18 protein-coding genes are annotated in these 19,679 nt (G+C 71.7%); 12 read left to right on the top strand and 6 right to left on the bottom strand.

What is annotated here, in order from left to right:
* Positions 1-6: 6 nt before the first annotated feature.
* The 3 genes from ACIQRL_RS10375 (at position 7) to ACIQRL_RS10365 (ending at position 2,466) form a co-directional block, all read left to right on the top strand.
* Positions 7-186 (top strand): hypothetical protein, encoded by a 180-nt coding sequence (locus tag ACIQRL_RS10375; protein ID WP_401329698.1) that lies wholly within the window; start codon positions 7-9, stop codon positions 184-186.
* Positions 187-265: 79 nt separating this feature from the next.
* Positions 266-997 carry a response regulator transcription factor gene (locus ACIQRL_RS10370; RefSeq protein ID WP_037622391.1) on the top strand — a complete coding sequence of 244 codons (732 nt, stop codon included), beginning with the start codon at positions 266-268 and terminating at the stop codon, positions 995-997.
* Positions 997-2,466, top strand: a complete 1,470-nt coding sequence (locus ACIQRL_RS10365; RefSeq protein WP_401329696.1) for a sensor histidine kinase — start codon at positions 997-999, stop codon at positions 2,464-2,466. The genes ACIQRL_RS10370 and ACIQRL_RS10365 overlap by 1 nt, the downstream gene beginning before the upstream one ends.
* Positions 2,467-2,586: 120 nt before the next feature.
* Here the strand turns inward: ACIQRL_RS10365 and ACIQRL_RS10360 are convergent, their stop codons facing one another.
* Entirely contained in the window at positions 2,587-4,386 is a 1,800-nt protein-coding gene (locus ACIQRL_RS10360) for a bifunctional metallophosphatase/5'-nucleotidase (RefSeq protein WP_401329693.1), read from the bottom strand.
* Between the two features lie 347 nt (positions 4,387-4,733).
* Here ACIQRL_RS10360 and mshD point away from each other — a divergent pair, with 347 nt between their 5' ends.
* Positions 4,734-5,660: a mycothiol synthase gene (gene mshD / locus ACIQRL_RS10355; protein WP_401329690.1), complete on the top strand. Its 927-nt coding sequence runs from the start codon at positions 4,734-4,736 to the stop codon at positions 5,658-5,660.
* A 114-nt stretch (positions 5,661-5,774) separates the two neighbouring features.
* On the opposite strand, the gene ACIQRL_RS10350 is transcribed toward mshD, so the two are convergent.
* From ACIQRL_RS10350 to ACIQRL_RS10330, 5 genes are all read right to left on the bottom strand, one after another.
* Positions 5,775-6,416: an ABC transporter gene (locus ACIQRL_RS10350; RefSeq protein ID WP_401329687.1), complete on the bottom strand. Its 642-nt coding sequence runs from the start codon at positions 6,414-6,416 to the stop codon at positions 5,775-5,777.
* Between the two features lie 221 nt (positions 6,417-6,637).
* Positions 6,638-8,209: an ABC transporter permease gene (locus ACIQRL_RS10345; protein ID WP_401329684.1), complete on the bottom strand. Its 1,572-nt coding sequence runs from the start codon at positions 8,207-8,209 to the stop codon at positions 6,638-6,640.
* Complete coding sequence (locus ACIQRL_RS10340; protein ID WP_401329682.1) at positions 8,206-9,066, bottom strand: ABC transporter ATP-binding protein; 861 nt, start codon at positions 9,064-9,066, stop codon at positions 8,206-8,208. Before ACIQRL_RS10340 ends, ACIQRL_RS10345 begins: the two co-directional genes overlap by 4 nt.
* The gene (locus ACIQRL_RS10335; RefSeq protein ID WP_401330784.1) at positions 9,063-9,950 is read right to left on the bottom strand and encodes a zf-HC2 domain-containing protein; all 888 of its coding nucleotides are present in this window, start codon (positions 9,948-9,950) and stop codon (positions 9,063-9,065) included. The genes ACIQRL_RS10340 and ACIQRL_RS10335 overlap by 4 nt, the downstream gene beginning before the upstream one ends.
* A 32-nt stretch (positions 9,951-9,982) precedes the next feature.
* A complete protein-coding gene (locus ACIQRL_RS10330; RefSeq protein WP_401329679.1) occupies positions 9,983-10,525 on the bottom strand; it encodes an RNA polymerase sigma factor in 543 nt (180 codons plus the stop codon).
* 202 nt (positions 10,526-10,727) lie between these two features.
* Between ACIQRL_RS10330 and ACIQRL_RS10325 the strand changes: the two genes are divergently transcribed.
* The 8 genes from ACIQRL_RS10325 to pstS all read left to right on the top strand — a co-directional run bounded on the left by ACIQRL_RS10325 (position 10,728) and on the right by pstS (position 19,621).
* The gene (locus ACIQRL_RS10325; RefSeq protein ID WP_401329676.1) at positions 10,728-11,114 is read left to right on the top strand and encodes a GntR family transcriptional regulator; all 387 of its coding nucleotides are present in this window, start codon (positions 10,728-10,730) and stop codon (positions 11,112-11,114) included.
* A complete protein-coding gene (locus ACIQRL_RS10320) occupies positions 11,111-12,034 on the top strand; it encodes an ABC transporter ATP-binding protein (protein ID WP_401329674.1) in 924 nt (307 codons plus the stop codon). The genes ACIQRL_RS10325 and ACIQRL_RS10320 overlap by 4 nt, the downstream gene beginning before the upstream one ends.
* Positions 12,031-12,984, top strand: a complete 954-nt coding sequence (locus ACIQRL_RS10315) for a hypothetical protein (protein ID WP_401329673.1) — start codon at positions 12,031-12,033, stop codon at positions 12,982-12,984. Before ACIQRL_RS10320 ends, ACIQRL_RS10315 begins: the two co-directional genes overlap by 4 nt.
* Positions 12,981-13,976, top strand: coding sequence for a hypothetical protein (locus ACIQRL_RS10310; protein ID WP_401329670.1), 996 nt, complete (start codon positions 12,981-12,983; stop codon positions 13,974-13,976). The genes ACIQRL_RS10315 and ACIQRL_RS10310 overlap by 4 nt, the downstream gene beginning before the upstream one ends.
* A gap of 316 nt (positions 13,977-14,292) precedes the next feature.
* Positions 14,293-16,524 (top strand): RNA degradosome polyphosphate kinase, encoded by a 2,232-nt coding sequence (locus tag ACIQRL_RS10305; RefSeq protein WP_389070960.1) that lies wholly within the window; start codon positions 14,293-14,295, stop codon positions 16,522-16,524.
* Positions 16,505-17,578 carry a CHAD domain-containing protein gene (locus ACIQRL_RS10300; protein ID WP_401329667.1) on the top strand — a complete coding sequence of 358 codons (1,074 nt, stop codon included), beginning with the start codon at positions 16,505-16,507 and terminating at the stop codon, positions 17,576-17,578. Before ACIQRL_RS10305 ends, ACIQRL_RS10300 begins: the two co-directional genes overlap by 20 nt.
* 10 nt (positions 17,579-17,588) lie before the next feature.
* Positions 17,589-18,005: an NUDIX hydrolase gene (locus tag ACIQRL_RS10295; RefSeq protein ID WP_401329665.1), complete on the top strand. Its 417-nt coding sequence runs from the start codon at positions 17,589-17,591 to the stop codon at positions 18,003-18,005.
* A gap of 482 nt (positions 18,006-18,487) precedes the next feature.
* Entirely contained in the window at positions 18,488-19,621 is a 1,134-nt protein-coding gene (pstS, locus tag ACIQRL_RS10290) for a phosphate ABC transporter substrate-binding protein PstS (protein WP_401329664.1), read from the top strand.
* Positions 19,622-19,679 lie beyond the last annotated feature (58 nt).

Below are 19,679 nucleotides of genomic sequence, written 5' to 3'. Positions count from 1 at the left end.
GTCGCCATGACGATCAAGCGCGTCCCGCACACCGCCCCCGCCGACGACCCGGCCGGACTCGGCCTCGCCCTGACGGTCGCCCGCGAGCTGCACCCGCCCGTACGGCGCGCCCCGGAACTGGCGCCCGCCGTCTCCCGGCCCGCGCCGCGCCGGACCTCCGGCCACCGCCGTACCGTACGAAGCTGATCCATTCCGGGACAGCCCGGAACGTGCGAGGCTGAAAGCGCCCGATCACGACCCATCCCACCCGAGGAACCCGACACCCATGAGCTCCGCCGAAGGCGACCGTGACACCCAGCGCATCCTGATCGTCGACGACGAGCCGGCCGTGCGCGACGCACTCAAGCGCAGCCTCGCCTTCGAGGGGTACGACACCGAGGTCGCGGTCGACGGCGCGGACGCCCTGGAGAAGGCGACGGCCTACCAGCCCGACCTGGTCGTCCTCGACATCCAGATGCCCCGCATGGACGGCCTCACCGCGGCCCGCCGGATGCGCGGCGCGGGCACGACCACGCCGATCCTCATGCTGACGGCCCGTGACACGGTCGGTGACCGGGTCACGGGGCTGGACGCCGGGGCGGACGACTACCTCGTCAAGCCCTTCGAGCTCGACGAGCTCTTCGCCCGCATCCGGGCGTTGCTGCGGCGCAGTTCGTACGCGGCCTCGGCGGGTGCCGTCGTCGAGGACGACGCGCTGACCTTCGGCGACCTGCGCATGGACCTGTCGACGCGCGAGGTCACCCGTGCGGGGCGCCCGGTGGAGCTCACCCGCACCGAGTTCACCCTGCTGGAGATGTTCCTGGCCCACCCGCGCCAGGTCCTCACCCGAGAACAGATCCTGAAGGCCGTCTGGGGCTTCGACTTCGAACCGTCGTCGAACTCCCTCGACGTGTACGTCATGTACCTGCGCCGCAAGACGGAGGCGGGCGGCGAGCCGCGCCTGGTCCACACGGTGCGGGGCGTGGGGTACGTCCTGCGGTCCGGCGGCGCGGAGTGATGCGCAGATTCAGGTCGCTGCCCCTGCGATCCCGGCTGGCCCTGCTGGTGGCGGCGGCGGTGGCGTTCGCGGTCGCGGCGGTCTCGGTGACGTGCTGGTTCATCGTCGAGGGCAAGCTGTACGGCGAGCTGAACAGCGAGCTTCAGTCGTCGGCGACGCGCCCGCAGGGCAGAAACATCATCAACACCATCCAGAACTGCACCAATTCCCGGAGCGAGCCGTCCGGCCAGACGCCCCCGGACGCCGGAGGGTTCCGGGCCCAGTTCGAGTCCTACCTCCAACTCGTCACGGCGGACGGCCAGTCCTGCGTCGCCTCCGTCTCGCCCGGCAAGATCAAGATCACCGACAGCGACACCGATCTCGCCAAGCACCCGGTCGCGGGCCACGGCACCTTCCGCGACGGCACCGACACCAAGGGCAACCCGGTACGGGTGCTCACGGTCCCGCTGACGTTCGCCAATCCCGACGGCACGGCGACACTCATCCCGGACGCCGCGACCATGTACGCCGTCCCCCTCAAGGCCACGAACGCCACCCTCAACGAACTGGCCCTGGTCCTCCTGCTGGTCGGCGGCATCGGAGTCGTGGGGGCCGGGGCCGCCGGGCTCTGGGTGGCCCGCGCCGGACTCCGTCCCGTCGACGAACTCACCGAGGCCGTCGAACACGTCGCCCGCACCGAGGACCTCACCATCCGCATCCCCGTGGACGAGGACAGCGACGACGAGATCGCCCGGCTCTCCCGCTCCTTCAACTCGATGACCGCCTCCCTCGCGAACTCCCGCGAGCTGCAGCAGCAGCTCATCGCCGACGCCGGGCACGAGCTGCGGACACCGCTCACCTCCCTGCGGACGAACATCGAACTCCTCACCCGCAGCGAGGAGATCGGCCGCCCGATCCCACCGGCGGACCGCAAGGCGCTGCTCGCCTCGGTGACGGCGCAGATGACCGAGCTGGCGGCATTGATCGGCGACCTTCAGACACTGTCGCGATCGGACGCGGGTCACCCGGCCGACCGGGTGGAGGTCGTGGCACTCCAGGACACCGTGGAAGCGGCCCTGCGCAGGGCCCGGCTGCGCGGCCCGGAGCTGACGATCACGGCCGGTCTGGAGCCCTGGTTCGTCCGGGCGGAACCCTCCGCGCTGGAGCGGGCGATCGTGAACATCCTCGACAACGCCGTGAAGTTCAGCCCCTCGGGCGGCACGGTCGACGTCCGGCTGAGGAACGGCGAACTGACCGTGCGCGACCACGGTCCCGGCATCCCCACGGACGAACTCCCGCACGTCTTCGACCGCTTCTGGCGCTCCCCGGACGCGCGGGCCCTCCCGGGCTCGGGCCTCGGCCTGTCCATCGTGGCCCGCACGGTGCAGCAGTGCGGTGGAGAGGTGTCGCTGCACCCCGCGGCGGGCGGCGGCACGGTCGCGACCGTACGGCTTCCCGGGGGTCCGACGCCCCCGCCCGACATGCCCTGACCGACTGAGCGAACGAACGAGCCCCCATCCGACTTCGGATGGGGGCTCGTCCCTTTCCCGCGCGCGGGCCTGGGTCTGCCGGCCTGGGTCTGCCGGCCTCGGCGGGCCGGCCTCGGCCGGCTACTGGACGATCGTGATCCGGTCCGCCGCCGGGACCGGGTAAGGCGTCGCGGCCGAGGAGTTGGCCGTCAGGAAGGTCCCCAGAGCCGCCAGGTCGTCGCCGCCGACACGGACGTTCGTGCCCTTGCCGAGCTCCGCGAAGCCGTCGCCGCCGCCCGCGAGGAAGGAGTTCATCGCGACGCGGTAGGTGGCGGCCGGGTCGATCGCCGTGCCGTCGAGCTTGACCGAATCGGCGACGACACGCGCCGCGCCGGTCTTGGTCAGGTCGAGCGTGTAGGTGAGGCCCCTGGAGATCTGGAGGATCTTCGGAGCGGCCTCGTTGGCACCGCTGACCTGCTGCTGGAGAGCGGTGATCACCTGGGCGCCGGTGAGGTCGACCAGGTTCACCGTGTTGGCGAACGGCTGGACCGTGTACGCCTCCCCGTAGGTGACCACGCCGTCGCCCTCGCCGCCGCTCGCCGCGTAGGTGAGTCCGGCGCGGATGCCTCCCGGGTTCATCACGGCGAGGTCGGCCTCCGGGTCGACCGACTTGGCGTAGGCGAGCTGGGCGTCGGCGATCAGGTCGCCGGCCTGCGACTCGGTGCCAGTGTTGCCGATGTCGCCCGCGATGTAGCCGAGGGGACGCGAGGCGACCGGCGCGGAGAGCGCCTTCCACTTGGTGATCAACGACGTCATGTCGGCGGCCTTCGGCACATCACGCGTGACCACGTGGTTCGCGGACTTCACCGCCGTACGGGCGATGTCACCGGTCCAACGGTCGTACGTCAGCGTCGTGTCCGTGTAGAGCCGACCGAAGGAGGAGGCCGAGGTGACCATGCGGGGCCTGCCCGACGGGTCGGGGATGGTGCACGCGTACGCCTGGTGGGTGTGGCCGGTGATCAGCGCGTCCACGGCCGGCGTGACGTTCTTGGCGATGTCGACGATCGGCCCGGAGATGCCGTCACCGGCGCCGGGGCTGTCGCAGTCGTAGTTGTACGCCGTCGACGCGGGCGCCCCGCCCTCGTGGATGAGCGCGACGATCGACTTCACGCCCTGGTGCTGGAGCTCCTTGGCGTACTTGTTGATCGTCTCGACCTCGTCGCCGAACTTCAGGCCCTTGACGCCCTCGGCGGAGACGATGTTCGGCGTGCCCTCCAGCGTGACGCCGATGAAGCCGATCTTGACGCCGTTCTTCTTCCACACCCAGTAGGGCTTGAGGATCGGCTTCCCGGTCTTCTCGTCGGTGACGTTCGCCGCGAGGTAGGGGAAGTCGGCGCCCTTGAACTTCGCCTTCTTGTCGTAGCAGCCGTCCGTCGGGTGACAGCCGCCGTTCTGGAGCCGGGCCAGCTCCTTGGCGCCCTCGTCGAACTCGTGGTTGCCGACCGAAGTGACATCGAGGTCGAGGCCGTTGAGCGCCTCGATCGTCGGCTCGTCGTGGAAGAGGCCGGAGATCAGCGGCGAGGCGCCGACCATGTCACCGGCGGCCGCCGTGATCGAGTACTTGTTGCCCTTGCGGGCGTCGCGCAGATGCGTGGCGAGGTACTCGACCCCACCCGCGTCGATGGTCTTCGTCGTGCCGTCCGCCTGAAGCTCCGTGACCCGGCCCGAGGAACCGGTCGGCGGCTCCAGATTGCCGTGCAGGTCGTTGAAGGACAGCAACTGGACGTCCTGGAAACGGCCGCTGCCGTGGTGGTGTAGCGGTGTCGCCTTGTCCTGGTGCGCGCTGGCGGGCATCGCCGCGGCCAGCGCGCCGACGGTGGCGAGACCGGCGGCGGCCGCGAGGAGGCGATGCGTGCGTCTGTACCGGATCGTGGGCGGCATGGTTCCCCCTGGAGAACGGTGAGATACGAAAGCGTGTGCCGTACGTGAGCCGAGCGGGTGGTACGTGCCGTGCGGGCTGTGCGGGCCCCTCAGGTCGTGCGTGCCGTGTGAACCGTGCGCGAGCCCCACGGCCGTAAGGACAGTCGCGGCTTTGCACGCACTTTAGAATCAACGCGCGTAGCGCAAAAGGGGGTTGAGGGTTACGGACTGATTGCCATCACCTCACCGAAGACCGACACCCACGTCACCACCCTCCTCTCGGGCACCTCGCCCGGGCCCCCGCCACGATCCATGTCCACGCCGCCCAACTCCTTGTCCCCCCACCACCGCGCCGTACCCTCGTATCCATGACCAGCGACGACGCGGCACCCTTCGCCCTCACCCGCTCCATCGAGACCTACTCCGCGCTCTCCCCGGGTCAGGCCGAGGACGTGCTCCGGTTGCTCGCGGAGGCCGCTCGGGCCGACGGACAGCAGGCGGTGTCCGAGCAGGGGCGGCTCCAGCTCAAGGGCGGGAGCCGTGAGGGCGTCCGGCACCTGCTGCTGACCCTCGGCGACGAACTGATCGGCTACGCACAGCTGGAGGACACCGACCCGGTCGAGGCGCCGGCCGCCGAACTGGTCGTCCACCCGGCACACCGGGGTCACGGGCACGGCCGGGCGCTCGGCGCGGCCATGCTCAACGAGTCCGGGAAGCGACTGCGGGTATGGGCACACGGCGGGCACTCCGCCGCCCGGCATCTCGCCCAGGTCCTCGGCCTCACCCTCTTCCGCGAACTGCGCCAGATGCGCCGCCCGTTGGAGAACCTCGACCTGCCCGAACCGAAGCTGCCGGAGGGAGTGACCGTCCGGACCTTCCTTCCCGGCCAGGACGACGCCGACTGGCTCGCCGTGAACGCCGCCGCCTTCGCCCACCACCCCGAGCAGGGCTCGCTCACCCAGCGCGACCTGGACGACCGGACCGCCGAGCCGTGGTTCGACCCGGCCGGCTTCTTCCTCGCCTTCCGCGGAGACGAACTCGTAGGCTTCCACTGGACCAAGGTCCACGCGGAGGAGGGGCTGGGTGAGGTGTACGTCCTCGGTGTGCGCCCCGGGGCCCAGGGCGGCGGCCTCGGCAAGGCGCTGACCACGATCGGGCTGCGCCACCTCGCCGCGCAGGCCCTGCCCACCGCGATGCTCTACGTCGACGCCGACAACAAGGCGGCGGTCACCGTCTACGAGCGTCTCGGCTTCGTCACCCACGAGACGGACCTGATGTACCGAACGGAGTCCTGACCGCCCGGGGTCTTGACCGCCCGGGGTCCTGACTGCCCGGGTCCTGAGGGCCTGAACTCCTGAGCGGCCGGACTCTTGTGCGCCCGGCGCGCCGGCGCCGTTCCAGGGCTGAAGTCAGCGGTGGGCGAGGAGGGTTGTCCGGCGCCGCCTCAGGGGTTCGGCCAGGGAGCACACTCCCACCAGCGCCGCCACGACCACGACGCCCGCCCATCGCCGGTGCGCGTCGTCCCAGTGCGGGTCGGACGGCGCCACGAAGAGCGCCCAGCGGTCGGGGAGCAGCAGGGCGGCGGCGAAGGACGCGCCCACGAGTCCGGCGGACAACGCGACCCCCGGTTCCGTGGCCTCCGAGTGCCGTACGGAGACCAGCGCGGCGGCCAGCGCGAGGACGACGAAGGCTGCCGCCTCCAGGGTGATCGCGCCCGCCGGGGGCCGGCCCTTGGCGGGTATGAGGAACAGCGCGGCCGTCCACCACACCGCCGTGAACGGCAGGACGAGCCCCATGCGCAGCCCGATCCGCACCGGACGCCTGGTCGGCACCGCCGCCGTGGTGTGCCGGGCCGGATCGTCGAGCAGGAACGTCAGCCCCAGAGCGAAGGCGAGCGCGGCCGCCCGCAACACGTTGAGGCACAGCCATGGATCCGGTGGACCGGCGAACATCCGGGAAGCGCCGGCCAGCAGCAGCCCGAGGACCGCCCCTGTCACCAGGGCCCAGTGCGGCAGGCTGCGCCACACGGGCCGGAGAAGAGCGAGAGCCACGACGTACCCCGGAGGGGGCCCGGCGTACCCCGGAGGGGGCCCGACGTACCCCGGGGGAGGCCCGACGTACCCGGGAGGGGAGCCGACGGCTTCGGTGGGGTGGCCCGCAGAAGCCGCCCTGTCCTCACGCGCATCCCTCGCATCCCTCGCATCGGTCACGTCGGTCACGTCGGTCACCTCCTTCATCCCCCTCGCACCCCTCGATCTCTCCCGTCGCCCCGCTACTCCTCGCACGAGCCACGCCCCGAGTCCGCCGCCGTCCCCGTGCCGCCGGCCGGCACGCCGAGCAGTTCGGCCACCCGGGTCGTGGACGTCTTCGCGGACGTCAGCTCAGTCCAGTGGGCCTTCACCTTGGCGGCGACGCTGTAATGCGGCTTCTGCAGCAACTCGCGCACCACGGTGGTTTGTTGAGCGGACATGGAGACGGGGCTCGTGGGGGCCAGCGCGACGGCGGAGCCCTTGATGCTGTCGTCGAGCCGGACGTCACGGAGGGACTTGATCGGGTCCGGCTGTGTGCTCAGGGCCAGCCACATCGTGGTCACGACGCGGGCGTCGCACATCTTGCCCGCGGTGTCCTCGTTGCCCGCGACCAGGACCGAGGCGACGCCGACCGCGAACTCGGGAAGGCGGTTGCCGCCCCAGCGCGTACCGACCGTCACGGTGCCGGGCGTGGTGGAGGGGTCGATCGCCGCATCGCTCTGAAGGCCGTAGCGGGCGTCGATCCGCTGGAGCACGGTCAGTCGCTCGCCCCCGGCCGAACCACCCGCGCGGGACTGGATGCGGTCGACGGCCTCGGCCCAGTCGGCGGTGCGGCCGGCCCACTCCGGGTAGGCGCAGTACGTGGACCGTCCGTGCCGGACGCAGGTCTGCACCTTCTCCGGGGTCGCGGACGCCTTGGTGCGGGCCGCGATCAGCGAGTCCGACTCGTCGGGGGACTGTCCGGCCACGCCGACGGCCGTCGCGGCGAGGGCGACAGCGGCCACCGACTTGACCAGCCGGGTCCGGCCACCGCTGATCAGCGCGGCAAGGCAGAGCAGCAGGACCGCGAGGCCCGTCAGATAGAGCGCGTGCCAGGCGGCCGGGCGGCCCAGCAGGTCGGAGGGGAAGGGATCGGCGCCCTCGTCGGAGACGACCGGTGCGAGCCAGCGCACCCAGTGCTTTCCCTGTACGAACGCGGAGACCAGGATGCTGAGGGCGAAGGCGCCGATCACGAAGGGCGGCGCGACGAACCCGACCGGTATCACCCGGGCGAGCAGGACACCGAGGACGCCGGCGAGGAAGATCGCCAAGGGGCCCACGGCCAGTTCGGCGGGCGAGCCGTGGCCGACGGCGCCCGGCTTCAGTGCCGCCCAGGCGAACTGGAAGCCGACGACCAGAGCGGTGATCGCGGCGACCGGAAGGACGGACAGCGCGTGTGCCACCGTACGCCGCCACGGTTCCATGGGCAGGACGTCGAAGTGCCGGTCGGTGGTGTGGCGTCGGGATCGCAGCACGGCGCGGTTGACGCAGACGAACATGGCGATGGCGAGCAGGAGGGGTGCCGACTGGGTGGACCGGTCGACGTCCTGGAGAACCGGGAAGTCGTCCATGCCCTCACGGCCGGAGAAAAGCGTCCAGCCCGCGTAGCCGACGTACAGCGTGAGGAAGACCAGGACCGGGATCTGGAGCAGCAGTTCGCGTGCTTCGAAGCGGGCGAGGGCCAGGACCGCGGCCGCCCGTGATTCCCTGCCCCGAGCAGGCGGCTCCACCCCCGTGGGAGCCGCCTGCGTGATCGTGCTCGTGGTGGCGCTCATGCCGCCACCTCCGCGGTCTCGCCGTCGAGCGTGAGCAAGTAGCCGTCCTCCAGGGTCGGTTCGAGAAGTTCGGCGCCCTCGGGAGGATCGCCGACATTGCGGAAGGCTCCCGTGCCCGTACGCCATCCGGCTCGGGCGGCCGGGTCGCGCTCCGTGCTGCTCCACACCCGGCCGGCCGCTCGATCGGTCAGCTCGGCCGGGGTGCCCTCGAAGCGGATACGGCCGCCGGCCATGACGATCACGCGGTGGCAGAGCATCGCCACGTCCTCGGTCTGGTGGGTGGAGAGCAGGACGGTGCGCCCTTCTCCCGCTTGGGCGATCAGTTCCCGGAAGCGCATGCGCTGTTCGGGGTCGAGCCCGACGGTCGGTTCGTCGAGGACGAGGAAGCCCGGGTCGCCGACGAGCGCGGCGGCCAGCGCAACCCGCTGGCGCATACCGCCGGACAACCGCTTGATGCGCTTGCCGCGCACATCGGACAGGTCGACGGCCTCCAGCACCCGGCGCACCTCGCGGTGCCGGGCGGTGCGGTCGGTCAGCTCCTTGAGGATCGCCACGTAGTCGACGAACTCGAAGGCCGAGAAGTCCTGGTGGAATCCGGGGGTCTGCGGCAGGTAGCCCAGCGCGCGGCGCGCGTCCAGGCGTCCGGCGGTGGTGCCGGGGTCGTGTCCGAGGACCGTGAAGGAGCCCCGGTCGGCGGGCACGGCGGTGGCGAGCACCCGCAACAGGGTGGTCTTTCCGGCGCCGTTGGGCCCGAGCAGCCCGGTGACTCCCTCTCCGAGGCGGACGGAGACGTCGTCGAGCGCGAGCGTCCCGCCGAAGCGGAGGGTCAGGCCGGAGGCGGTGACGGTGGGGATCATGCGGCGTTCCTGTCGGTGAAGTCGGTGAGCGGGAGGCGGGACGCGTCGAACCGGTCCCGCGCGAGATAGAGGAGTCCGGCGGCCAGCAGTGCGACGGCCCCGGAGACGCCCTGCCCGGGCGCCGTGAACGGGGCGAGCGTGGCGTCGTGCTCCGTGGTCACCCGTGCCACGGCGAGCAGGGCGAGCCAGCCGCCGCCGACCAGGGAGGGGGCGAGGACGGGACCGAGCCGGGAGGTGAGCGCGAGTCCGGTCGCGGTGAGGGCGAGGGCGGGCAGCAGCCAGGCCAGGGCGTGCAGTCCGTAGGAGGGGAGAGCGAGGGTCGCCAGGCCGTTGACCACCAGGCCCACGCTGAGTACCGCGACAGTGCGGATCATCAGGAGCCGGAAGCCGTGCAGGGGGGAGACGACCGCCATCTCGTACGTCGGGTCGACCGCCGGGCCGTAGGACATCGCGACCCCGACGAGCGGGAGCAGCGGCGCGAGGGCCAGGAAGAGGGTGGGCGTGGCCCCGGCCCGCACCGCGTTGGCCGCGACCGCGGTCATGACCAGGAGGGCGACGATCGCGCCCAGCCAGGAGCGGCGCAGGGCGGGGGCGGCGGCCAGCAGGCGTGCCGTGTGGTCGGCGACACCGAACCGGACGAGCAGCCACTCGACCGGGCCCGGCCGCGGGGCGTCGAGCTCGGCGTCGAGCCGCTCCCAGCCGGCGTCCAGGGCGACCGGGTCGCTGATCGCGGCCAGCGTCTCCCGGCACCGCGCGCACGCGGCGAGGTGGGTGTCGGCGGACCACAGCCGGGGCGGTGTCAACTCGCCCTGCGCATAGGCCCGAAGGTCCTCCTCCGGCACATGCCAGGTCGTACGGTTGTCACCGCTCATGGCACCGCTCATGTCGGTGCCATCGCTTGTGCGACGGTCGTCGCTCATGCCAACGCCTCCCGCAACTGCTTGCGGGCACGCAGTGCCCGCGTCTTGACCGTGCCCGGCGGAATACCGAGCAGGACGGCCGCTTCCCTGGTGCTGAGCCCGTCGATCACCGTGGCCTGGAGAACCGCCCGGAGTTCGGGCGAGAGTCTGGTCAGCGCGCCCGCCAGGTCGCCGTGTTCGACGCCCGCCAGCACGCGCTCCTCCGCCGAGGCCTCGTCGCGGTGCCGGAGCCGGGCCAGCGCGTGCCGGAGCCGGCCGCGCGCGCCGTCGCCGCGCATCGTGTCGACGAGCCGCCGCGAGCCGATGCGCCAGAGCCAGCCGGCCGGGTCGCCCTCCTCGCGGTAGCGGGCGGTGCCGCGCCAGACCGCGAGGAAGGTCTCCTGGACGACGTCGTCGACGATCCCGGCGTCGGCGCACCGGCCGCGCAGCCGCGCGGTCAGCCATGGCGCGAACCGCCGGTACAGCTCTTCGAAGGCGCGACGGTCCCCGTCCGCTGCGATGGCCCGCAGCAGCTCTCCGTCGCTTCTCGTTTCCCTCACATCCCCTCATCGGACGAGCCCCGCCGATCGGTTCACACATCGGCCAAGAATTTTCCGAACGCCCCTTCCGAACATGTCGCGCGCCTGGCAGGCGGCGGGATCCACCGGCGGAGCAACAGCCTCCGCTTGTCCGCGACTTGACGGCGACCCACTTCTTCCACCACCCTTTCACTACTCAATTAGTGAAAGGGTGGTTGTCCGAGTGGTCGCGTACCGCATCGACCGGCGCAGCGGCGTCGCCACCTACGTCCAGATCGTCCAGCAGACGAAGCAGGCGCTGCGCCTCGGTCTCCTCGAACCGGGCGACAAGCTCCCCACGGCCCGCGAGGTCGTGGAAGCCACCGCCATCAATCCGAACACCGTCCTGAAGGCCTACCGCGAGCTGGAGCGCGAGGGCCTGGTCGAGGCCAGGCGCGGCCTCGGCACCTTCGTCCGCAGAACGCTCGGCGCCGCCCCGGCGGACTCGCCCCTGCGCGAAGAGCTCGACGCCTGGGCCCGGAGCGCCCGCGCGGCGGGCCTCGACCGCGAGGACGTGGCGGCGCTGTTCGGCTCCGTACTGGACGCACATTTCCCGAAGGGGGACCAGTGAGTTCCACCAGCACCACCCGACCCACCGTCGCCGTCGAGGCGCACGGTCTCACCGTGCGCTACGGCCGGCGCTCCGCCGCGGCCCTGGAGGACTGCTCCTTCCGCCTCCCGGCCGGGCGGGTCAGCGCCCTCGTCGGCCCCAACGGCGCAGGCAAGTCGACGCTGTTGGCGGCGGCGGCCGGACTGCTGCGGCCCACGGCCGGCACGCTCGCCGTGCTCGGCACCAGCCCGGCCGAGGCGCGCGAGCACATCGCCTACCTCGCCCAGAACAAGCCCCTGTACCCCCGGCTCACGGTCGCCGAGACACTGCGCCTGGGCGCCGAGCTCAACCCGGCCCGCTGGGACGCCCCGTACGCCGCCGCCATCGTGGAACAGGGTTCGCTCGACCCCGGGAGCAGGATCGGGGGGCTGTCCGGCGGCCAGCGGACCCGCGTGGCACTCGCCCTCGCGCTGGGCAAGCGGCCCGACCTGATGCTGCTGGACGAGCCGATGGCCGACCTGGACCCGCTGGCCCGTCACGAGCTGCTGGGCACCCTGATGGCGGACGCCGCCGAACGCGGGACCACGGTGCTGATCTCCTCGCACATCGTCGCCGAACTCGCCGACGCCTGCGATCACCTGCTGCTCCTGGGCGGCGGACGCATCCGGCTCGGCGGCGGCCTGGACGACCTGCTTCTCGCGCACACCGTGGTGACCGGCCGCGGCACCGCCGCCGACCTCGCCCCGCACCTCGTCGTCGAGTCCCGCGCCGCCGGCCGCGGTCTCACCGCCCTGATACGCAACGACGGGCCGGTGGACGACCGATGGCAGGCCGAGCGGCCCTCGCTGGAGGAACTGATCCTCGCCCATCTGCGCTCCCCCTCCGCCCCGGCGCTGCTCGCGCCCGGCACGACCCCGACCCCCGAGACGGTGACCCGATGAGCGCCACCACCCTGACGTCCCCCCTGCCCCGCGCCCTGCCCCGGCCCCGCGGCCTGGTCTGGACGGTCCTGCGGCTGCACCGCACCGCCCTGTGGATCTGGACCGGCTTCGTGGTGCTCACCGCCGGACTGCTGCTGTGGCTGTACGGGCCCGGAGCGGTCCACACGCAGCATCTGCTCGACACCTTCGGCTACGCCGGGGTCCAGGACGACGCCTGGTCCTCCTGGATCGTGAGCTCCCCCCTGTCGGGCACCTACGACGGCCTCTTCCACACACCGGCCTCCCTGCTGAGCGGCGCCTCGTTCGCCGTCGCCGTCTTCGCGGGCGGCTCGCTGATCGCCCGTGAGCTGGAGAGCGGCACCGCGCGGCTCGCCTGGACCCAGTCCGTCACCCCGGCCCGCTGGCTCGCCGCCAAACTGGCGGTGCCCGCGCTGTTCATCACCGTGGGCACGGGCCTGCTGGTCGCCCTGTACCGGATGCTGTGGTCCGCCCACAGCAACCTCCTGCTGGCCGGCATCGGACCGCGCGCCCTGTACTTCTCCCTCGGCCCGGCCACCGTCGCGGCCCCGCTCTTCGGTCTGGCCGTCGGCGTCCTCGCCGGTCTCGTGCTGCGCCGCACTCTGCCCGCCCTCGCCGTCGCCGGTCTCGCGCAGTACGCGGTCATCGCGTTCCGCGCCAACTCATGGCCTTTCCAAGGCAGCTACCAGCAGCCCGAGCTGTCCGTCCGGAGCCGGGCGATCACCTCCACGGGCGCGGAGATCCCCGACCCGGGCTGCTACCACAGCCGCGCCTGTCTCGCCCGGCACGATGTCGTCCACTTCACCCGCGCGTACCTGCCCTCCCCCGACTACTGGCCGCGCCAGCTGCTGGAGACCGGCGTCCTGCTGGCCGCCACCGCGATCCTCGTCGCTCTCGCCTTCGGCGTCCTGAGGAGGACGTCCACCTCATGAGCGCCCTGACCGGCCGACACCCGTCCGGCCCGGCCCCGTACCGCCCGTCCGGCCTGGCCTGGACCGTGCTGCGCCTGCACCGCACGGCCCTGTACGCCTGGGGCGCCGCCCTGCTCATCGCCGCGGCGGTCCTGACCTGGATGCATGCCGTCGGCCCCGACGCCCGCGCGGCCGTCGGCGACTGCGACGCGTCGGTCTTCCTGGCGGACTGCGGAATCGTCCAGGAGACCACGGCGGACAAGATCTACGCCTACGGTCTGGCCCTGGTCTCCGCCTGCGTCACGTATCTGATGTACGCGGTCGCGGCCTGGGCGGGTGCCGCGCTGACCGGCCGCGAGCTGGAGAGCGGCACGGCGCGGCTGGCCTGGACCCAGTCCGTCACCCCGGCGCGCTGGCTGGCCGCCAAGCTCGCCGTCCCGGCGGTCCTGCTCACCACGGGCACCACACTGGCGGTCCTGCTCGGCGACTGGGCGCGCCGTGCCGGGAACGGGGAACTGTCCGGCGGCTGGTTCATCACGAACGTCTTCATCTCCTCAGGGCCGGTGGCCGTCGCGTACGCCCTCGCGGGACTCGCCCTCGGGGCGCTCGCGGGCCTGGTCCTGCGCAGGGCCCTGCCCGCCGCCGCGGCCGCCCTCGCGGCGGCGTACGTCCTGCACGAGGTGCTCGACAGGTTCCGGATGAGCCTGTGGCCTGCCGAGACGACCACCGGACGGGCCGCGCTCCAGTTCCCGCACGGCGCCCTGGTCCTCGAACACGGTGCCGTCACCGGCGACGGCGAGCGGCTGAGCACCAGCATGGCCTGCGTCGGAACCGACAGTGCCGCCGCCCTCGGGAACTGTGTGGAGCGGACGGGGCTGGCCGATTTCTGGACGACTTATCACCCGGAGTCCCATTTCTGGCCCCTCCAGCTCGTGGAGAGCGGCCTGCTGCTGGCCGTCGCGGGACTCGCGACCGCCGCCGCGTTCGCTCTGCTGCGCCGCCACACCCCGTAACCCGCGGTATCCCCAGCAGGCACGCACCTCACGGGGGTGGCTGTGTACACGGCTCCCGGGCGTGCAGACGTCCGGGAGCCGCCCCCCGATAGCCCGCACGTCATGTCGCCGTAACCATCGATTCAGGTGACCTTGCGACGCTCAAGGAATGCAGCCCGCCGTGCCCGAGCCTTCTCCCCCGCCGGAGAACGAGCCCTCACCGTCTACGGGGAGTCAGCGTACGCCAGCCATGCGGAACGGGAATTTCCGCATCGGCGCGCTGGTGCCCGCCCTCTCCGACGCGCCGGTCTCGCCCTCGGCACGGAAGAATGGGTCCATGAACCAGCGAAGCGCCCAGGCACCCGTGCAGCACCCGCAGCCCTCCGTCGGCTCCATCGCCGCGCATCGTCCGCACACCGTCGCGGCCAACGTCTCCGACCTGGAGCCAGACCTCGACGCCGACCTCGACGAGTACGAGGACCTGGTGCAGGACGGGATCATGCTGCCGCAAGGCCGGTTCCTGGACCGTGAGCGCAGCTGGCTGGCGTTCAACGAGCGCGTTCTGGAACTCGCCGAGGACCCGAACACGCCCCTCCTGGAGCGCGCGAACTTCCTGGCGATCTTCGCCAGCAACCTGGACGAGTTCTTCATGGTCCGGGTGGCCGGCCTGAAGCGCCGCATCGCCACCGGTGTCGCCACCAAGTCCGCGTCCGGCCTCCAGCCCCGCGAGGTCCTGGAGATGATCTGGGCCCGTTCCCGCGAGCTCATGGCCCGGCACGCGGCCTGCTACCAGGAGGACGTCGCCCCCGCGCTCGCGGAGGAGGGCATCCACCTGGTCCGCTGGAGCGAGCTCACCGAGAAGGAGCAGGCCCGCCTGTTCACTCTCTTCCGGCACCAGATATTCCCGGTCCTGACCCCGCTGGCGGTCGACCCCGCGCACCCCTTCCCGTACATCTCGGGCCTGTCCCTGAACCTCGCCGTCGTCGTACGGAACCCGGTCAGCGGCCACCGCCACTTCGCGCGCGTCAAGGTCCCGCCGCTGCTCTCCCGCTTCCTGGAGGCCTCCCCAAACCGCTACGTCCCCATCGAGGACGTGATCGCGGCCCACCTGGAGGAACTCTTCCCGGGCATGGAGGTGTTGGAGCACCACACCTTCCGGCTCACCCGGAACGAGGACCTGGAGGTCGAGGAGGACGACGCCGAGAACCTGCTCCAGGCCCTGGAGAAGGAGCTCATGCGGCGCCGCTTCGGACCGCCGGTGCGCCTGGAGGTCGAGGAGTCCATCGACCGCTACGTCCTCGATCTCCTCGTCCGCGAGCTGAAGATCTCCGAGGCGGAGGTGTACCCGCTGCCGGGTCCCCTGGACCTCACCGGTCTCTTCGGCATAGGAGCGCTGGACCGGCCGGAACTGAAGTACGCCAAGTTCATCGCCGGCACCCACCGCGATCTCGCGGAGGTCGAGTCGGCGTCCCCGCCGGACATCTTCGCCGCGCTGCGCGAGCGCGACGTCCTGCTGCACCACCCGTACGACTCGTTCTCCACCTCGGTGCAGGCCTTCCTGGAGCAGGCCGCGGCCGACCCGGACGTGCTCGCCATCAAGCAGACGCTGTACCGGACCTCCGGCGACTCGCCGATCGTCGACGCACTGATAGACGCCGCCGAGTCCGGCAAGCAGGTCCTCGTCCTGGTCGAGATCAAGGCCCGCTTCGACGAGCAGGCCAACATCAAGTGGGCCCGCAAGCTGGAGGAGTCCGGCTGCCATGTGGTCTACGGGCTCGTCGGTCTGAAGACCCACTGCAAGCTGTCGCTCGTGGTCCGGCAGGAGGGCGACACCCTGCGCCGCTACTCCCACGTCGGCACCGGCAACTACCACCCGAAGACCGCCCGGCTGTACGAGGACCTCGGACTGCTCACCGCCGACCCGCAGGTCGGCGCGGACCTCTCCGACCTGTTCAACCGGCTCTCGGGCTACTCGCGCCGTGAGACCTACCGCCGTCTGCTCGTCGCGCCCAAGTCCCTGCGCGACGGCCTGATCGCGCGGATCAACAAGGAAGTCCAGCACCACAACGCCGGGCGTCCGGCCTTCGTCCGCATCAAGGTCAACTCGATGGTGGACGAGGCGCTCATCGACTCGCTGTACCGCGCGTCCCAGGCCGGCGTGCCGGTCGACATATGGGTGCGCGGGATCTGCGCCGTCCGCCCCGGCGTCACGGGCCTGTCCGACAACATACGGGTCCGTTCCGTCCTCGGCCGCTTCCTGGAGCACTCCCGGGTCTTCACCTTCGGCAACGGAGGCGAACCCGAGGTGTGGATCGGCAGCGCCGACATGATGCACCGCAACCTCGACCGACGGATCGAGGCCCTGGTCAGGGTCACCGACCCGGCTCACCGGGCAGCCCTCAACCGGCTGCTGGAGACCGGCATGTCCGACACCACGGCCTCCTGGCACCTCGGCCCCGACGGCGAGTGGATCCGCCACGCGACCGACGCGGAGGGTCAGCCCCTGCGGAACGTCCAGGAGATGCTCATAGACGCCCGGAGGCGCCGGCGTGGCACAGCAGCACCTTGATCCCCCCACCAGCTCCCTGGCCGGGACGGCCCCCAGGGCCCCGGCCCCCCTCGACGAGGGAGGTGCCCCGATCGGTGACGCCCTCGCGGGCTACCTGCGGGCCCAGGCCACGGAGTTCCTCCGCTCGCTGCGCCAGCACCGGGAGACCGGTGCCGCGGCGAGCGGTGCCGGGGAGTCCGGCGACGCGGCGCGCTCGCTGCGCCGCTCCGCCCGCCGCATCAGCGGGAGCCTGCACACCTTCCGGCCGCTGCTCGACGCGGACTGGTCGGAGGGCATGCGCCCCGAACTGGCCTGGCTCTCGGGCACGCTGGCGCGCGAGCACGCCTACGCCGCACGCCTGGAACGGCTGCTCGGCGCGCTGAACCGGCTGTCGGGCCCGGCCGCGGTGCCCGTCCAGGCCGGACGGACCCCGGCCGCGGCCCCCAAGACGGGGAATCTGACCATCGGCGCCGCGAAGGCGGGCGCGCTCCTCGACCGTCAGTTGACGCTCGCGCGGACCCGCGCCCACTCGGCGGCCCTCCAGGCGCTCGGTTCCTCCCGCTTCCACGCCGTCGCCGACAGCGTCGCCGTACTCGCCAGCGAGGTTCCGCTGGCCCCGGCCGCGGACACCGCCGATCTGCGTCCGCTGGCCGCCGCGGCCCAGGACCGGCTGACCGACGCCGTCAGCGCGCTGCCGCTGGTCGTCGCGGGCCACCCGTACAACGCGGAAGCCCTCGTGCACGGCCTCTCCGCCGACACCGCTCCCCAGCCGCAGGACGCGCCCTGGCACCAGGTCCGGCTGCTGCTGCGGCTGCACCGCTATGCCCATGAGGTGCTGTACCAGGGGGAGTGCCCCGTCGACCTGCGCCGGCTCGGCGCGGGCAAGGCGCTCAACCGGCACCGGGACGCGGCGGAGGCGGCGTCCGCCGCGGCGTCGGCGGCGCGCACCCCGCGCATCGCCCCGGCGACGGCGTACGCGCTCGGTGTGCTGCACGCCGACCAGCGGCACGAGGTGGAGGCGGCGCGGTTCGCCTTCCAGCAGGCCTGGCAGAAGGAAGCCGTACGCACCCCGTGAGGGAGGCCCCATGGCCGACGACGACACCATCCAAGCGGCGGGCTGCGTCCTGTGGCGCCGCTCCCCGGTCGACTCCGCGCTGGAGGTCTGCCTCGTCCACCGGCCCAAGTACGACGACTGGTCGCATCCGAAGGGCAAGCTGAAGCGCGGCGAGGGATTCCTGACGGGCGCGCTGCGCGAGGTCGAGGAGGAGACGGGCTACGACGCCGTCCCCGGCGCGGTCCTCCCCACGCTCCGCTATCTCGTCGGCGGACGTGCCAAGGAGGTCCGCTACTGGGCCGCCGAGGCAGCCGACGGCCGCTTCGCCCCGAACGACGAGGTCGACCGCGTCCTGTGGCTCTCGCCCACCGCCGCCCGCCACCGCCTCACCCAGCCGCGTGACCGCGACCTGGTGGACGCGCTGCTGAACGCGCTGCGTCTCGCCTGACGTGTTCCCCTGTACGGGAGGGCGCCGCCCCGGCTGTACGGGAGGGCGCCGCCCCGGCATCCGGAGCGGCGCGTCGCCATATGCCGAGGGGCCGATTCCAGCCACGGACGGACACTCACCGTGACGAGCACGCCCTTCGCTGGTGCTCATGAGGAAACTGAGGCGAATGAAGTATGACGAGAACGTGGGCATCGCGGAACGCATACGCACCCGTTCGATTACCTGGAGTTTCCTTTTTGGCCCCCTCTGCCGGGACACGGCCGTGTCCTCGACGTAAGCGTTCCGTGACCTCACCGCACCGCCTTCAGGGGTTCACCCTCCGTTCACTTACGACCTTCGGCGCCTTCACCTGATCTGCTTAATTTCGGTCTTACACGGTGCGAAGGACGCCCCACGGCGCTCCCTCCGCATCGCTACAGACTGCATTACACAGACATCGCACGCCGCCACTCCGACGGCGGCTCCTGGAAGGAACTCCCGAAGTGAAGCTTCAGCGCATGAACCGGCGTGCCCTCACCCTCGGTGCTCTCGCCGTCTCCGGCGCCCTGGCCCTCACGGCGTGCGGCTCTGACAACACCGGCACGTCGAGCGGCGGCAGCAGCAGCTCGGCCTCGGCCAGCAACGCCAGCGCCATCAAGTGCGACAACGCCAAGGGTCAGCTCCAGGCGTCCGGCTCCTCCGCGCAGAAGAACGCGATCGACGCCTGGGTGAAGGCCTACACGGCGGTGTGCAAGGACGTCCAGATCAACTACAACCCGACGGGTTCGGGCGCCGGTGTCACGGCGTTCACCCAGGGTCAGACCGCGTTCGCCGGTTCGGACTCGGCCCTGAAGCCCGAGGACGCGGCGGCCGCCAAGAAGGCCTGTGGCGGCAACGCCGCGATCGACCTGCCCATGGTCGGTGGCCCCATCGCGGTCGGCTACAACGTCCCCGGTGTCGACAACCTGGTCCTGGACTCCGCGACGATCGCCAAGATCTTCGACGGCAAGATCAAGACGTGGAACGACCCGGCCATCCAGAAGCTGAACCCCAGCGCGACGCTCCCCAGCACCAAGATCCAGGCGTTCCACCGCTCGGACGAGTCCGGCACCACGGACAACTTCACCAAGTACCTCATCGCCACCGCCCCGGCGGACTGGAAGTACTCCGGCGGCAAGGCGTGGCAGGCGCAGGGCGGCCAGTCCGCCCAGGGCTCGGCCGGCCTCGCCCAGCAGGTGAAGCAGACCCCCGGCGCGATCTCGTACTTCGAGCTCTCCTACGCCGCTGACGGCATCAAGGCCGCCGACCTCAAGACCGCCGCCACCGCCCCGGTCAAGGCCACCGTCGAGAACGCCACCAAGGCGATCTCCACCGCCAAGGTCGTCGGCACGGGCAACGACCTGGCCCTGCAGCTCAACTACAAGCCGACCGCCGAGGGTGCCTACCCGCTCACGCTGGTCACCTACGAGATCCTCTGCGAGAAGGGCAACAAGGCCGACACCCTGGCCGCCACCAAGTCCTTCCTGACCTACATCGCGAGCGAGGACGGCCAGAACCAGCTGACGGCCGCCCAGTACGCCCCGATCCCCGCCGAGATCATCACCAAGGTTCGTTCCACCATCTCGAACCTGGGCTGACCCAAGAGTGCGGCCCGCCTCGCCGAGGCGGGCCGCACCGTCCGGTGCACCGCCGCCT

The sequence above is a fragment of the Streptomyces sp. NPDC091209 genome, assembly GCF_044757755.1.
Lineage (GTDB): Bacteria > Actinomycetota > Actinomycetes > Streptomycetales > Streptomycetaceae > Streptomyces.
This window is presented reverse-complemented; position numbering and strand designations above follow the sequence as displayed.

What these genes read in the sequence shown, in the direction of transcription:
- ACIQRL_RS10375 (WP_401329698.1), top strand. Translation starts at nt 7, where the DNA reads ATGACGATCAAGCGCGTCCCGCACACCGCCCCCGCCGACGACCCGGCC.
- ACIQRL_RS10370 (WP_037622391.1), top strand. Translation starts at nt 266, where the DNA reads ATGAGCTCCGCCGAAGGCGACCGTGACACCCAGCGCATCCTGATCGTC.
- ACIQRL_RS10365 (WP_401329696.1), top strand. Translation starts at nt 997, where the DNA reads ATGCGCAGATTCAGGTCGCTGCCCCTGCGATCCCGGCTGGCCCTGCTG.
- ACIQRL_RS10360 (WP_401329693.1), bottom strand. Translation starts at nt 4,386, where the DNA reads ATGCCGCCCACGATCCGGTACAGACGCACGCATCGCCTCCTCGCGGCC.
- mshD (WP_401329690.1), top strand. Translation starts at nt 4,734, where the DNA reads ATGACCAGCGACGACGCGGCACCCTTCGCCCTCACCCGCTCCATCGAG.
- ACIQRL_RS10345 (WP_401329684.1), bottom strand. Translation starts at nt 8,209, where the DNA reads ATGAGCGCCACCACGAGCACGATCACGCAGGCGGCTCCCACGGGGGTG.
- ACIQRL_RS10340 (WP_401329682.1), bottom strand. Translation starts at nt 9,066, where the DNA reads ATGATCCCCACCGTCACCGCCTCCGGCCTGACCCTCCGCTTCGGCGGG.
- ACIQRL_RS10335 (WP_401330784.1), bottom strand. Translation starts at nt 9,950, where the DNA reads ATGAGCGGTGCCATGAGCGGTGACAACCGTACGACCTGGCATGTGCCG.
- ACIQRL_RS10315 (WP_401329673.1), top strand. Translation starts at nt 12,031, where the DNA reads ATGAGCGCCACCACCCTGACGTCCCCCCTGCCCCGCGCCCTGCCCCGG.
- ACIQRL_RS10310 (WP_401329670.1), top strand. Translation starts at nt 12,981, where the DNA reads ATGAGCGCCCTGACCGGCCGACACCCGTCCGGCCCGGCCCCGTACCGC.
- ACIQRL_RS10305 (WP_389070960.1), top strand. Translation starts at nt 14,293, where the DNA reads ATGAACCAGCGAAGCGCCCAGGCACCCGTGCAGCACCCGCAGCCCTCC.
- ACIQRL_RS10295 (WP_401329665.1), top strand. Translation starts at nt 17,589, where the DNA reads ATGGCCGACGACGACACCATCCAAGCGGCGGGCTGCGTCCTGTGGCGC.